Source organism: Paraburkholderia aromaticivorans (assembly GCF_012689525.1).
Classification (GTDB): Bacteria; Pseudomonadota; Gammaproteobacteria; order Burkholderiales; family Burkholderiaceae; genus Paraburkholderia; species Paraburkholderia aromaticivorans_A.
Window position 1 is genome coordinate 2,511,549 of record NZ_CP051515.1, and the last position, 14,128, is coordinate 2,525,676.

Below are 14,128 nucleotides of genomic sequence, written 5' to 3' on the forward strand. Positions count from 1 at the left end.
CGTGACCCTAACTAAGGAGATGATCCGTGTCGATCGAACTGGTTCAAGACTTCATCGAGAGCAGCAAAGACAAGTACATCAAGCTATCGGACGAAATCTGGCAATACGCTGAGCTCGGCTATACCGAACAGAAATCCGCCGCCGCGCATATCGCGTTTCTGAAGTCGGCGGGTTTTACCGTGCGTGAGGGCGTTGCCGGAATTCCGACGGCGTTCGTCGCCGAAGCCGGCTCGGGCGGCCCGGTGATCGGCATTCTTGGCGAATTCGATGCGCTGTCCGGGCTCAGTCAGGAGAGTCTCGCGCTGAGTTGCTGCCCGTCGAACGAGATCGTCAACGGCAATGGCCACGGCTGCGGCCACCATTTGCTGGGGACGAGCGCACATCTGGCGGCAGTCGCGGTCAAACACGCGCTGGAGCGTAACGGAATTGAAGGCACAGTACGGTTCTACGGTTGTCCTGCCGAAGAAGGCGGCTGGGGCAAGACCTTCATGACCCGCGCGGGTCTGTTCGACGATGTGTCCGCCGCGGTCACGTGGCATCCCGGCGTCGCGAACACCATCATGAATGTCGAAAGTCTCGCGGTCAAACAGGCGTACTTCCGCTTCAAGGGAGTCGCCGCGCACGCGGGCGCGTCACCGCATCTCGGACGCAGCGCGCTCGATGCACTCGAACTGATGAACATCGGCACGAACTTCCTGCGCGAACACATGATCCCCGATGCCCGCGTCCACTACGCGATCACCGATGCGGGCGGCGTCGCACCGAACGTCGTGCAGCCGAACGCGGCAGCGCTGTACATGATCCGTGCGCCGCGCAATCGCGACGCGCACGAACTGTACGAGCGCGTCTGCAACATCGCGCGCGGGGCGGCGCTGATGACCGATTGCGAACTGGAGATCGAGGTTCACTCGGCCTGCTCGAATCTGTTGCGCAACACAACCTTGAACGAGTTGATGCACGCGAAGCTGAAAGAGTTCGGCGCGCCGCAATATGACAACGCCGAACTGCAGTTCGCCGACTCGATCCATCGGACAACGCGCCCAGACGAGATCGAGATGTCGGGACGGATGCTGGCGGCCGCCTGGCGTCAACCGAAGGCGCTGTTCGACGGCGTCGATTCGCTCGACAACGATCGCCCGTCGAAGATGGGCGGTTCGACAGATGTCGGCGACGTGAGTTGGGTCACGCCCACGGTGCAGTGCATGACCGCGTGCTTCGCATTCGGTACTTCGCCACATTCGTGGCAGTGGGTTGCACAGGGCAAGAGCGCGATCGCGCATAAGGGAATGGTCCTCGCGGCGAAGACGATGGCCGCCACGGCACTTGAACTCTACAGCAACCCCCTGCTGCTCGCGGCTGCACGCACGGAACTGGCGGAGCGCCTCGCCGTTGAACCGTATGTGTGTCCAATCCCGGAGGACGTGCAGCCGCCTCTGCCGGCAGCCGGTTAAGCCGTCGCAACGGCACGCACTCAAGCATTTTTGTCCCGCTAAGCTACGTCCCTGAGAACATGGAAAACTGAGGGGCACCGTGAAGTTGAGACAACTCGACGCGCTGCGCGCAGTCGCTGAGGCCGGCAGTCTGCACGAGGCTGCTCGCCGCCTATTCCTGACGCAGCCGGCCATCAGCCGCTCCATTCGGGAGTTGGAGGCCGAACTGGGCATGCAGTTGCTGACCCGATCGGCGAATGGCGCCACCTTGACGCCATTCGCCCATCAAGTGTTAAAACGCGCATTCGTCGTGCAGCGCGAGGTTGGACGCATCGCGGAAGATGCGGAGACGGCGCGCGGAGCACTCGGTGGTCGGCTGACGCTCGCGGTCACACCACCGGCATCGACGCGCGCGCTCGCCGACTCGTTGATTGAACTGACAAGAGCACGTCCGGACGTGAACTTGCAGGTGATCGAATGGCGCGCCGAGAATATCGCAGACGGATTGCGAAATGGGACGATCGATGTTGCGATCTTTACGCAGTATGGCGAGCCGAAGAACGCAACGTTCGAATGGACACGACTCTATGAGCTCGACGTGCAGCTTACGATAGCGGCGTCGTACCAGGGCAGCAAGACGCTGTCAATCGACCAGATTCACGCGCTTCCGTGGCTTCTGCTGGATTCGCCGAACGACGAATCCAGCTTCGTCGCGACGCTATTCGGTGCGTACGGTATGCCAACGCCGGCACGCACGACGCGATGTTCCGCGATGAATCTCTATCTGGATCTGGCGACGCAGATGGAGGCGGTCACGGTATTTACGTCGATGGCGTTGCCATTGCTGTCGCAACGCGTGGACGACGGTTTGCTCAAATTGCTAAGCCTGACAAAGCCGATGCCCAGGATCGGCATGTACCTCGCTTATTCCAGCGGAGAACTACTCACCGCGACCGCTCAGGATTTCATCCGGCGTTTGCGAGCGAAGCTCGACAGTGATGTCAATGGACGTATGCCTGCGGGCATGGGCTACAGCGATACGCGCGTTGGCGTTCGCTGATCACACGATGCGCAGCGCCGGAGTGTCCCGCAACGCTTCCGCGAACGGTCCGATCGTGACAACCGGCGTCACACCAATCGTCACTATGCCGCTCGCAACGCGACCACGTATCACGCAGCGACTGATGGACCGCTTCCACACTGTCAGCGGGAAAGAAAGAACGGTTGAAGTATCGCGGACGCTCCACCCGTCTCCCCTATAGTCGTGCGACCTCGTTCGCGCGTATCGATTCGACGCGCCGGATCATTGAGTCTGCGTCACCTGAACCAATGCGTCGATTGCGATCGCATACCGGGATTGGACCCATTGAGCACGAGCACTTTTTCATCACGTCAGCTTAACTGCTTACTGTTTGATCTGTGAAACCGCGCGTAACTCTTCAGGCGTGGCCGTGCCGAAGCCGAAAAACTCCAGATAGGCCGGAATCATTTCGTACAGCATGTCGGTGCCGACTTGCACCGCGCAGCCCTTGTCTTTCGCCGCGCGTAACAACGGCGTGTATTCGGCTTTCATCACGACTTCGCCAACGAAGGTCGTGGGCGCGATGCGGTCGACGTCGAACGGAATCGGATCGCCGTCTTTCATGCCGAGCGGCGTCGCGTTCACGATCAGATCGAAACCAGCCGGGTCGTTCGATCCAGTGGTCACACGAAGCTCCGGATAGTGCTCACGCAGCCGGCCAGCGAGTGCTTCTACCGACGGCGTCGCCATATCGAACAACGCCATGTCCCCGACGCCCGCACCGGCCAGCGACGCCGCGATCGCCGAACCCACACCGCCGCTGCCGAGCACCAGCACACGCGCGCCCTTCAGTTCCCGGCCCTTTCGCTGCACGCCGCGCACGAAGCCGGCGCCGTCGAACTGGTCGCCCAGCAGCGTGCCGTCTTCACGCTTGAGGATCGCGTTGCACGCCCCCGCGATACGGGCAGTGGGCGTCATTTCGTCGACGAGCCCAACGGTCGTCACCTTATGCGGCATGGTGACGAGCGCGCCACGAAGGTTGGTCATGCGGAACAGCAGAGGCAGCAACGCCTTGTAGTCGTCCGGCAGCACGCCCATCGGCACCACAACCGCATCGATACCGTTTTTGTCGAACCACGGGTTGTAAATCAATGGTGCCTTAAAACCCTCGGTCGGATAACCGAGGTGGGCAATAAGGGTCGTCTTTCCGCTGATCATTGCTGCACTCCTTCAGGTGTGTCGGATTCAGGCATCGATCTCGACACGCCGCACATCGCCGACAATGAAGATGTACGAAAGCGCGCCGATCAAAGCCGCAACGCCAACATAACCCAGCGCGTAGAAAAACGAGCCGGTTTTTTCCACAATCAGACCGATCCCGATAGGGAGGCCCGCGCCTTTCCTCAAACTCGACCATCTCTTAGCTCGAAAATACCGTCCCATGCCCATTTTTCACCCGCCGATACTGAAACGGCATGGCAAATTCGCTTAATCCAGATCGCCGGCGACGTGCTTCGCGGCGGCCAACGTCTTGCGCAGCCGTTCGTCCAGTTCGAGCGACTCGGCGAGCTTGCGGTTGGGTACTTCGAGACCGAATGGAATGCCCGCCGGCAAAGCCGCGACGAACTCGCGCAGCGGCAAGCCGCCCTCGCCGGGCAACAGGCGGTCATAACGCGCTTCCTCGGAGATAGCCGCCCTGGTCGCAGGCGCCGTTGCGCTGGCGTCGCAGAACTGTGCGTATCTGATGCGGGTGGGATCGATGGCCGCGATGTCGCTGATCCTGCCGCCACTGCGTATCAGATGAAACGGATCGAGCAGCATGGCACCGCTGGGCTGCGCCGCTTCGCTCACAATTGCATTGGCAGCCTGAATGCTGCCGACGCCGAGCCATGCTGCAAATTCGAGCGCACACGAAATGCCGAAGGGTGCCGCCAGTTCACACAGCTGCGCGAATTTCTCGACAGCTAGCGAACGGTCGGCAATATCGATCAGTGTGAGCGCATTGCGCGCGCCGAGACGCATGGCCGTCTCGAACACACGCTTGAAGTCCTGCACATCGCGCTCGGGCGTGAGGAGCATCACTTCGATGTCGAGCACTTCGAGGCCCGTATCGCGCAAACGGGCTTCTGTTTCGAGCAGCATCGGCGAGTTGTCGAACATCGGATGCTGCGCTTCGCCCGCCCGAAACGGGCTCAGGCGCAGACTGACCGCGTCGTAGCCCGTCCGGCTCGCCGCCGCCACCAGATCAGGTGGCGTCAGTTCAATCGCCGTCAGCGGCACCAGAGAATAGAGTCGTGTCACCGCATCGCCCCTGTCTCAGCCTGCTTCGCTCATGGTCGGCTCGGCATGCGTCTGCTCGTGGGCAACCCATTTCAGCAAATCCAGCGCGACGTCGACGATCATGTCCTCCTGGCCGCCCACCATCTTGCGCCAGCCAAGCTCGACCAGAATGTCCACCGTTTTAAGGCCGTACTTGCTCGCCGCCACTTCCGCGTGACGCAGGAAGCTCGAATACACACCCGCGTAGCCGAGCGCGAGGGTTTCGCGGTCAACGCGTACGGGGCGATCCTGCAACGGACGCACCAGATCGTCGGCGGCATCCATGAGACGGTACAGATCGCAGCCGTGGTTCCAACCCTGGCGTTCTGCCGCCGCAATGAATACTTCCAAAGGCGCGTTGCCCGCACCTGCGCCCATGCCCGCGAGACTCGCATCGATGCGGTCGCAACCCTCTTCCACCGCCACCAGCGAATTCGCGACACCGAGACTCAAGTTGTGATGCGCGTGCATACCGGTCTCAGTTTCCGGCTTCAGCACATCCTTGAACGCACGGAACCGGTCACGGATATCGTTCATGCCGAGTGCGCCACCCGAATCCACCACATACACGCAAGTCGCGCCGTAGCTCTCCATCAGCTTTGCCTGTTCTGCGAGCTTCTGCGGCGTGGTCATATGGCTCATCATCAGAAAGCCGACCGGGTCCATGCCGAGCTCGCGAGCAAATTCCAGGTGCTGGCGCGACACGTCCGCTTCGGTGCAGTGCGTGGCGACCCGCACGACGCGCGCGCCGGCGTCGAAAGCCTTGCGCAGATCGTGCGTGGTGCCAATCCCGGGAATCAGCAACGTGGCAATCTTCGTGGTCTTGACGCTTTCCGCTGCGGCCGCGATCCACTCGACATCCGTATGAGCGCCAAAGCCGTAGTTGAAGCTCGATCCTTCGATACCGTCGCCGTGCGCGACTTCGATGCTGTCGACGCCCGCCTCGTCCAGTGCCGACGCAATCGCCTTCACGTTCGCGATACTGTACTGATGGCGAATCGCATGACTGCCGTCGCGCAGCGTAACGTCAGAGATATACAGTTTTTTATCGAGCGATGTCATTACACGGCCTCCTTGTGTCCACGCGCGATGCCGGTGGCAACCCGACGCCGTGCCATCATGTCGCCGCACGCGAGCGCGGCCGACGTCATGATGTCGAGATTGCCCGCATATGAGGGCAGATAGTGAGCGGCGCCTTCCACTTCGAGGAACACCGAGGTTTTCAGACCATGCTTCGGACCGATGCCCGGCACGTTGAGCGGCTGCTCCGGTGAAATCACGTCGAACTGCACCTTCTGCTTGAGGCGGTAGCCGGGCACGTAGGCCTGAACGCTGGCCACCATCTTCGCGATGCTGTCTTCAATGAGCTTCGTATCCACCAGATCGGACAATACGAAGACCGTGTCGCGCATGATGAGCGGCGGTTCGGCGGGATTGAGCACGATAATCGCCTTGCCGCGCGTCGCGCCGCCAAGGATTTCGATCGCGCTGCGCGTGGTCTCGGTAAACTCGTCGATGTTGGCGCGAGTGCCAGGACCGGCGGATTTGCTCGAGATCGACGCGACGATTTCCGCGTAATGCACCTTCGTCACACGAGAAACCGCCGCAACCATCGGAATCGTCGCCTGGCCGCCGCAAGTGACCATGTTCATGTTGCTGGCGTTTTCGGCTTCGAGGTTGATCGCCGGAATCACATACGGGCCGATCGCCGCAGGCGTCAGGTCGATCACCTGCACGCCGTGCTGCTGAAGCGCGTCGTTGTGACGCTTGTGCGCGCCTGCCGAGGTGGCGTCGAACACAATGTCGATGTCCTTGAACACGTCGAGCTTCAGCAAGCCATCGATTCCTTCCGCAGTCGTCGCCACGCCCATGCGTTCAGCGCGCGCGAGGCCATCCGATTTTGGATCGACGCCGACCATCGCGCCCATTTCAAGGTGCTTGCTGTTGCGCATCACCTTGATCATCAGATCGGTGCCGATGTTGCCAGGCCCGATGATCGCTACCTTAACCTTGTCAGTCATATTCCCTCCAGAATCATTGCTTCATGCTTTGGGAAGCGCCGCGCTGCCATCCACGACGCGGTCCGCAAAAGTCTCGTCACCACGTCCCCAGTAATCGAGCGGCACCTCTTCCACCAGCACGCGCACGCCGTCGATCGGCATGTCGAGGCTTTCCGCCATTGCCTGCGACACGCTTTCGGTCAGACGCCGTTTCTTCTCGGGGCTATGGCCCTCGAGGATCTTGATCAGAGCAATCGGCATCGCCTTACCCCTTGATGTGAAAACCCGCACTGCCGAGCTGTTCCATATCGACCGATACGTACTGGCCGGGCTTGATCCATTCGGCCGGCGTCGCGCCGCCCGCCATCACGATCCAGCCGGCCTGCAGCGGCTCGCCTGCCTGTGCCGACAAACGCGCGGCGGCGACCAGCGACCGCAGCGGATGACCGAGCAGTGCCGCCGTCGAACCGACCTGCGCGACGCGGCCGTCGATGTTCAGCGTCAGACCCAGATTCGCGAAATCGATCTTTGGATCGCGCCAAGCGCCGATCACGAAGCCGCTGGAAGATGCGTTATCCGCGATCACTTCGGGCAACGTGAACTTGAAGTCCTTGTAGCGCGAGTCGATGATTTCGAGTGCCGGCGCAATCGCTTCCACTGCGGCGAGCGCTTGCGGTCCAGTCACGTCGCCTTCGAGCGAATGCTTCAGCACGAATGCGATTTCCGGTTCGACGCGCGGATGCACGAAGCGCGAGAAATCAATCGCCGTGCCCTCTTCGATCTGCATGCCCGCGGTGAGGCGGCCCCAGATCACGTCCGAGAGACCCATCTGAACCATCTTCGCGCGGCTCGTGAAACCCATCTTCACGCCGACGCGGCGCTCGCCCCGCTCGACTCGCCGTTTGATCGAAGCCGATTGAATCTCGTAGGCCTCGTCCAAAGACAAGCCTCCTTCGGGATCGAACTGAGAGACTTCGGTTGCTTTACGCGCTGCATCGTCGAGCAGCGTCGCGTATTCGGTGATGGAGCTCATTGGCGTGCCTCGCTCGCGGTTTGCGTGGAATCGGCTTCGAACACGGCGCGCACCGAGCCCAATCCGTTGATGCGTGTTTCGAAGATGTCGCCGGACGTGACGGGCACCATCGGCCCGAGCGCGCCGGAGAGCACCAGGTCGCCCGCCAGAAGCGGTGTGCCGAGCGTGGCCATTTTTCGGGCCAGCCACACCACCGCATTGATCGGGTTGCCCAGACATGCCGCGCCCGCGCCGACTGATACGGGCTCGCCGCGCCGCTCCATCACCATGCCGCACAGCCGAAGGTCGAATTCAGACAACTTGCGCGGGCTGTTGCCGAGTACATAAGCAGACGACGACGCGTTGTCCGCGATCGTGTCGGTGATGCGGATATTCCAGTTCGCAATCCGGCTGCCGACAATTTCGAGCGCGGGCAGTGCGTAATCGATGGCGTTCAGCACGTCGAGTTGACCCGGGTTCGACATCCGCAGATCGCGGCCGATCACGAAGGCGATTTCAGCTTCGATCTTCGGTTGCGTGAGAATGGACGCGGGAATAGGTTCACCGTCGCCGTAACCCATGTCGTCGAACAGCATGCCGAAGTCCGGCTGATCGACACCGAGTTGTTTCTGCACGGCCGCCGAGGTCAGCCCGATCTTGCAGCCGACAATGCGCCGTCCTTCGGCCACGCGCCGGTCCGTGTTGGCGCGCTGGATCGCGTAGGCGTCTTCGATCGTGAGTTGCTCGTAGGTTTCGCGCAGCGGCGCGATGTACTTGCCGCTACGTTCGGCCTCGACCAATGCGATCGCCGCCTGTTCGATCAATTGTGGTGTCATTGTCCGTTCTCCCGTGCGGCTGCGGTGAGCTCGTCCTTGGTTTGATCGCCGACGGCCCAATGCGTGGCCGGTGTGACCGTCGCGTACACGCGGATGCTGCTAAGCGGCGCGCCCAACGTCTCGTGCACTGTGCGGGCTACGGCCTTGACGCACGCTTTGATCGCGGCATCGTCGCGTCCTTCGATGAGTGAAATGTGAATGATGGGCATGGCTTTCCTGAGTGCGTGACGCTGCGTGATGCGACGCCGGATTGGATTACAGTGCGGCGGGCGGAGCCACCGCGGCAGCCGTCTGCCCGCTACGTGCGAGCGAATCGGCAACGCTTCCGTTCGCCTTCATGTCTTCGATGAAAACAGCGAGCGCTGACGCTGCTTCGGTGCGATCCTTTGGCACACCCATCGCCTGGCGGATCGTCATGAAGCTGTCGTCGAGTACGCGCAATCCCTCATGGGTCGAGGCATAACGGCTCACCACCTGACGAACGCCCGCGGCTGCGTCGAAGCCTTGAGTCATGAATGATGCAAACGCTTCGGCGGCGGTGGCGTAGCGTTCGATCTGCGCCTCTTGGAGCGTGCGCGTCAGGTAGAGGTCGTACGCGCTGCCAGCACCTACCGTGATGCGCACGCCACTGCGGTCGACCTGTTCGCTCCGCCGCAATGGCGACTCTTTGCGCACCATGTACCCGCCCTCGATCAGCACATACGGCGGGGTGAAAGCGATCTGCTCGCCGCGTGTCGGATCGATCGCGAGAAACGCGACGTCCCATGCGTGGCTGGCGAGTGCTTCGAAGACTTTGCCCGCTGCGTCGAAGGTGACGAATCGCACCTCGACGCCGAGCCTCGCTGCGAGCTCACGTGCAAGATCGACGGAAACGCCGCTGAGTTCGCCGTTGTCCGCGTGGCGTTGCGCGAGCACCGTATTGCCGAGATTGATCGCCGCGCGCAGCACGCCGCCCGGTGCAAGCTGTTCACGCGCCAACTGGAGTGCCTGCTGGAGTTGTACGTCGCTCATGACTTGCGCTCCAGCACGGACCAGACCGGCCGCGGACCTTCTGCCTTGCCGGTAATCGGCGGCTTCGGCAGTCTGGCCTCGCCTGCTTCGATCCTGAAGTGATGCGCGAGCGAATACCACGGTCCCTGAATTTCACCTGACGGCGCAGGTTCGTTTTCGTGCAATACGTATTGCCCCACAAGCGCCTGGGTCACGCCGAACTGCACGTCGGTGTCGAGGTTGGGATCGTCGCTCGAATAGACCTGCGAGAACTGCGTCTTGAAGCCCGGCTTGTAGATCATGAAGTGGATGTGTGCCGGGCGCATGTTGTGACGCCCTTGCGCGCGCAGCAATTCTCCGACTGGACCCGACAGCGGAATCGGATAGCCCGCCGGCTTTACGCTGCGAAAGGAGATATGTCCTTCACTATCCGTCGTCAGTTTGCCGCGCAGATTCATGTCGGCCTGCTCGGGGTCCTGGTTCTCGTAGAAACCTTCGGCCGACGTGTGCCACACATCAATCTCGGCGCCTTCCACGGGTTTCCCCTCGGCATCGTGCACCCATGCATCGACAAAGATCGGTACGCCAGGCGTTTCCGAGCGAACAATCGAACCGCCGTTCGGCGTAGCGGGCGAATCCATGCGCCAGAACGGCCCCATCAGGTTGGCAGTGGTTTCGGTCTGGCCGTTGTCGCCGTTATTCAGCAGACAAACCAGCGAAGAGAGTCCGATCGAACCCGCCGCCAGCACCACTTCATTGTGCGATGCGGTCGACAATTGCCCGAGCTTCGCAATGAAGCCGCAGGCCTGATGGAATTCCGCTTCGGTGAGTTTGGCGTCGCGTGCGAAGTTGTGCAGGTGCTGCACCGCAGCGGACATGATTTCGCGGAAGCGCGGATCAGGTGCGCGGTCGAGTTCCGCGAGAACCGCCTGAGTGACGTCTTTCTGGTTACTGATGATCATGCGTGTCTCCGATCCTGGGCGCGCTACGCCGGCTGTTCAGTCGCATTGGACTCTACGGGCGATGCGTGGCTTGATGTGTTGCAGCCATGATGCACGCTATGAGAACATACCGTCCAATACCGATTTATAAACTTCTGATACCGTATCGGTATGACACAAGCAGCGCCGGATTCTCCGCTGGTGTCGGCGTACAGACTGGAAAGACAGACCATGGAACTGAAGCAGATGCGCTATTTCCTCGCCCTCGCGGAGGAACTGAACTTTGGGCGGGCGGCAGAGCGCCTGCACATGGCGCAACCACCGCTCACCCGGAATATCCGCGCGCTTGAAGAGGAACTCGGCACCCAGCTCTTCATCCGCACGGCTAAAGGAGCGGAACTGACGGAAGCGGGCCGCGCATTGCTCGATGAAGTGCCGAATATTCTCGCGCTGTCCCGCCGCGCCGAAGAGCAGACCCAACTCGCGGGTCAAGGATATCTGGGCCGGCTCGACGTCGGCATCTTCAGTTCCGGCATCCTGAACGTCATCCCTAGACTGCTCGCCGATTTTCATACCGAGCGTCCGGAGGTGAAGATCGGCTTGCACAACATGTCGAAGGCCGAGCAGATCGCGGCGCTTCGCGAGCGTCGTATCACAATCGGTTTTAACCGGCTGGTGCCAAACGAAAGCGATATTGCGGTCGACTGGGTTCAGCGTGAGCCGTTTCTCGTCGCGCTGTACGAAGGGCATGCATTGTGCGAGAAGAAATCCGTGACGCTGCGCGACCTCGATAACGAGCGCATGATTCTGTATCCCAATGCGCCGGTGCACGGACTCGCGCAGGAGGTGACGGCCGCGTTTCGCGCCGAGGGTGTGCGCCTGCGTGTCGAACAGGAGGTCGAGGACGTCGTCACATGCATCGCGCTGGTTGCGAGCCGGTTCGGGGTTTGCGTGACGACGGAGTCAGCGGTGAACCTGCGTTTGCCCGGGGTGGTGTACCGGCCGCTCAAATCATCGCAGTTGCGGGAGATCGAACTGAGTTGTCTCTATCGGCGCGAAGATACATCGCCGATTCTGCAAGCATTCCTCACGTTGATACGGGCGTCCCGATCGAAGCACGCCCGTATGAAGCACTAGCGGCCTTAGCGAAGCCGCACATCGTGGAAGCTACAAGCGCCGACTAGAACGCGCCGCTGCGCCCATCTCCACCCATACGGTAATCCCGGTTACTTTGCTCCGGATTCCGGTTCACCAGCGGTCGCGCATAGAGCGGATGCCGCAAACTACGAACCTCATGTTCGAGCCTGAAGCAATGCGCGCCGCTCGCGAGATCGATGAGGTCGGCGAAGCGATATTGATGCGGCTCCTCGCTATAGGCCAGCCCACGTGCGACGAGCCGTGCGTACGGTTCGGAGAAGCGGGCCACATAGATCTGGAGGTGGTGCCCGTCATAGTCCGGGCTTGCGTTGGGCGTTTCCGCGTAGATAAGTTGCTGATGCGTGCCGACCGCGACCACCGCCTGCTGCGAACCATGGTGGTCGCGGACTTCGACGGACGCATCGAGCATCTCACGGTAGAACGTCGCAATCGGCCCCGCGCACCCGATGGGCACATCGAGTCGCACGTAAGCCATGCCGAGATCGATGCCCGACCACGGCGCGTCCGCCGGGCACGCGTCCGGATCGAGGCAGTCGTAACGGTTTCCCCACGGGCAGGTGACCTCTATGCGGTCGGCCCGCTCGGTCCATCCGAACCTGGTTTCCTCGAGCACCGACCGAACTGCGCAGAGCCGTTCGACCAACGACTGCCGCGTGCCCACGACCAGACCGACGTGTCCGCGCAGCCGTTGTGCGTCGCCGTGCGGCAAGTGAATCTGTGAACGGCCGATGTTGATCCACATATTGCTCACGCCGGTCATCAGATAAGGATCGCGCGTGAGCCCGAGTCCGCTGACATAGAAAGCAGTCGCGAGACGCTGGTCCGGTATCGTGAGGTTGACATGCTCGAGCAGGACCAGATTTCCCGTGTCCTCGCGTGCGTAATCGAAACGCTCCATCTGATTGCCTTCGAAGGTCTATGCGTTAGGTAACGTCAATGCTTAAGTACGGGGTTCATGCGGAGTTCTTCGTCGCGCTACCGACCTCGGGTAATTCAATGCGCTTGATATCCCCAAGAATGAAGATATACGATGCCGCGCCCAGCAAAGCCACTGCGCTGATGAACACGAGCCCCCAATAGAACGAGCCGGTCAGTGCAAGGATAGCGCCGATCACGATCGGCGTGACGATCCCTGCGATGTTGGCCGTGAAGTTGAAAATGCCGCCGGTAAGCCCCATCAGGCGTTTGGGCGCAATGTCTGGAATGATGGACCAGCCAAGGCCGCCCATGCCCTGTCCGAAAAACGCCAGCGAGAGTACGGCGATCACGGCGGCATCGCTCTTCATGTATATCGCCGCCACGATGCTCGACGAAAGCAACAGTCCGCTAATGATGGGGAGCTTGCGCGCCAGGTTGATGCGTCCGGTGCGTCGCAGCAGCAGATCGGAGAGCCATCCGCCGAACAGCACGCCAACCGAGGCACCGACGAACGGCAGGATCGCGAAGAATCCGACCTTGAGCCACGCCATATGGCGTTCGCTCACGAGATAAGTTGGAAACCAGGTCAGGAAGAACACGACGGTGGAGTTGCCCGCGAACTGACCGATCGCCGCCCCCCAGATCTCGCGACGACCCAGCAGGCTGCGTACGTCGTGCCAGGAGAACGGCCGCTGTGCATCGGCGGCTGCGGTAAGGCCGCCACCGGCTCCGATGTAGTCGCGCTCCGCCTCGTTCATCGTGCGCGACTCGTGCGGCTCGTGATAGCGCAGCCACCAGACGATTGAAAATCCAAGCCCCACTGCGCCGACGATCACGAACATGGCACGCCAGCCGAATGCCGCGATGATCCAGAACAGTAGCGGACTGAACACGGCGAGACCGACATACTGTCCCACCTGATAGATGCTGGTGGCACGCGCTCGCTCACGCTGCGGAAACCAGTGGCCGACGACGCGGCTGTTGGTGGAAAAGCACGGCGATTCGGCAACGCCCAGCCCCAGCCGATAAATGAGCAGGGAAAGCAGACCGCCAGAAAGCCCGTTGAGGATAATGAACGCCGACCAGCTCGCGACGGCAAGAAAGTAGGTCTTTCTCGCGCCGAGGCGATCGAGCAATAACCCGGCCGGTATCTGCGAAAGCGTATAGGTCCAGGAAAATGCAGAAAATACGATGCCCATTACGCCGGCCGACAGCCCCAGATCCTGACTCAGACTCGGAGCCGCAATCCCCAGCACCGTACGGTCCAGATAGTTGATGACGGTGCCGATCGCGAGCAGCGCGAGAATGGTGAAACGGGTTCGTGAGCGGCGCGCCGACACGAGGGGCAAGTCCTCGGCCGGCGATAGCGTTGCCTCTGTCTTCATGTTTGTCTCCGATATGAACAGGCAGACGTCTGTGATGCGTCTGTCACGATTGCGGCCTGATGCGAATGCACGTCCCGCACAGGCGCCCTATTCGCAGCGTGGCTCGCGGCGGCAATCG

Annotated in this window: 16 protein-coding genes; 3 read left to right on the forward strand and 13 right to left on the reverse strand. The window is 61.3% G+C overall.

The window, feature by feature from the left end:
- Positions 1-26 precede the first annotated feature (26 nt).
- A complete protein-coding gene (locus HF916_RS23065) occupies positions 27-1,451 on the forward strand; it encodes a M20 family metallopeptidase (RefSeq protein ID WP_168791108.1) in 1,425 nt (474 codons plus the stop codon).
- A 79-nt stretch (positions 1,452-1,530) separates the two neighbouring features.
- The gene (locus tag HF916_RS23070; protein WP_168791109.1) at positions 1,531-2,490 is read left to right on the forward strand and encodes a LysR family transcriptional regulator; all 960 of its coding nucleotides are present in this window, start codon (positions 1,531-1,533) and stop codon (positions 2,488-2,490) included.
- 345 nt (positions 2,491-2,835) lie between these two features.
- Here the strand turns inward: HF916_RS23070 and HF916_RS23075 are convergent, their stop codons facing one another.
- The 11 genes from HF916_RS23075 to HF916_RS23125 are packed head-to-tail and all read right to left on the reverse strand — an operon-like array spanning position 2,836 to position 10,570.
- Entirely contained in the window at positions 2,836-3,669 is an 834-nt protein-coding gene (locus HF916_RS23075) for a shikimate dehydrogenase family protein (protein WP_168791110.1), read from the reverse strand.
- 27 nt (positions 3,670-3,696) lie between these two features.
- Positions 3,697-3,894, reverse strand: a complete 198-nt coding sequence (locus tag HF916_RS23080; protein ID WP_168791111.1) for a hypothetical protein — start codon at positions 3,892-3,894, stop codon at positions 3,697-3,699.
- Between the two features lie 45 nt (positions 3,895-3,939).
- Complete coding sequence (locus HF916_RS23085) at positions 3,940-4,752, reverse strand: sugar phosphate isomerase/epimerase family protein (protein ID WP_168791112.1); 813 nt, start codon at positions 4,750-4,752, stop codon at positions 3,940-3,942.
- Positions 4,753-4,767: 15 nt separating this feature from the next.
- The gene (gene dmpG / locus HF916_RS23090; protein WP_168791113.1) at positions 4,768-5,832 is read right to left on the reverse strand and encodes a 4-hydroxy-2-oxovalerate aldolase; all 1,065 of its coding nucleotides are present in this window, start codon (positions 5,830-5,832) and stop codon (positions 4,768-4,770) included.
- Positions 5,832-6,791, reverse strand: a complete 960-nt coding sequence (locus tag HF916_RS23095) for an acetaldehyde dehydrogenase (acetylating) (RefSeq protein ID WP_168791114.1) — start codon at positions 6,789-6,791, stop codon at positions 5,832-5,834. The genes dmpG and HF916_RS23095 overlap by 1 nt, the downstream gene beginning before the upstream one ends.
- A 21-nt stretch (positions 6,792-6,812) precedes the next feature.
- Complete coding sequence (locus tag HF916_RS23100; RefSeq protein WP_168791115.1) at positions 6,813-7,031, reverse strand: 2-hydroxymuconate tautomerase family protein; 219 nt, start codon at positions 7,029-7,031, stop codon at positions 6,813-6,815.
- A gap of 4 nt (positions 7,032-7,035) precedes the next feature.
- On the reverse strand, positions 7,036-7,803 hold the full coding sequence (locus HF916_RS23105) for a 2-keto-4-pentenoate hydratase (protein WP_168791116.1): 768 nt from the start codon (positions 7,801-7,803) through the stop codon (positions 7,036-7,038).
- Entirely contained in the window at positions 7,800-8,618 is an 819-nt protein-coding gene (gene mhpD, locus HF916_RS23110) for a 2-keto-4-pentenoate hydratase (protein WP_168791117.1), read from the reverse strand. Before mhpD ends, HF916_RS23105 begins: the two co-directional genes overlap by 4 nt.
- Positions 8,615-8,827 carry a tautomerase family protein gene (locus tag HF916_RS23115; protein ID WP_168791118.1) on the reverse strand — a complete coding sequence of 71 codons (213 nt, stop codon included), beginning with the start codon at positions 8,825-8,827 and terminating at the stop codon, positions 8,615-8,617. Before HF916_RS23115 ends, mhpD begins: the two co-directional genes overlap by 4 nt.
- A 46-nt stretch (positions 8,828-8,873) precedes the next feature.
- Positions 8,874-9,629, reverse strand: coding sequence for an ABC transporter substrate-binding protein (locus tag HF916_RS23120; protein ID WP_168791119.1), 756 nt, complete (start codon positions 9,627-9,629; stop codon positions 8,874-8,876).
- Positions 9,626-10,570, reverse strand: coding sequence for a dioxygenase (locus HF916_RS23125; RefSeq protein WP_168791120.1), 945 nt, complete (start codon positions 10,568-10,570; stop codon positions 9,626-9,628). Before HF916_RS23125 ends, HF916_RS23120 begins: the two co-directional genes overlap by 4 nt.
- A gap of 210 nt (positions 10,571-10,780) precedes the next feature.
- Between HF916_RS23125 and HF916_RS23130 the strand changes: the two genes are divergently transcribed.
- A complete protein-coding gene (locus HF916_RS23130; RefSeq protein ID WP_168791121.1) occupies positions 10,781-11,686 on the forward strand; it encodes a LysR substrate-binding domain-containing protein in 906 nt (301 codons plus the stop codon).
- A 43-nt stretch (positions 11,687-11,729) separates the two neighbouring features.
- Here HF916_RS23130 and HF916_RS23135 read toward each other — a convergent pair whose 3' ends face one another.
- Both HF916_RS23135 and HF916_RS23140 read right to left on the reverse strand, forming a co-directional pair.
- Positions 11,730-12,605: a glyoxalase/bleomycin resistance/dioxygenase family protein gene (locus HF916_RS23135; protein ID WP_168791122.1), complete on the reverse strand. Its 876-nt coding sequence runs from the start codon at positions 12,603-12,605 to the stop codon at positions 11,730-11,732.
- 55 nt (positions 12,606-12,660) lie between these two features.
- Complete coding sequence (locus HF916_RS23140) at positions 12,661-14,010, reverse strand: MFS transporter (protein WP_168791123.1); 1,350 nt, start codon at positions 14,008-14,010, stop codon at positions 12,661-12,663.
- Positions 14,011-14,128 lie beyond the last annotated feature (118 nt).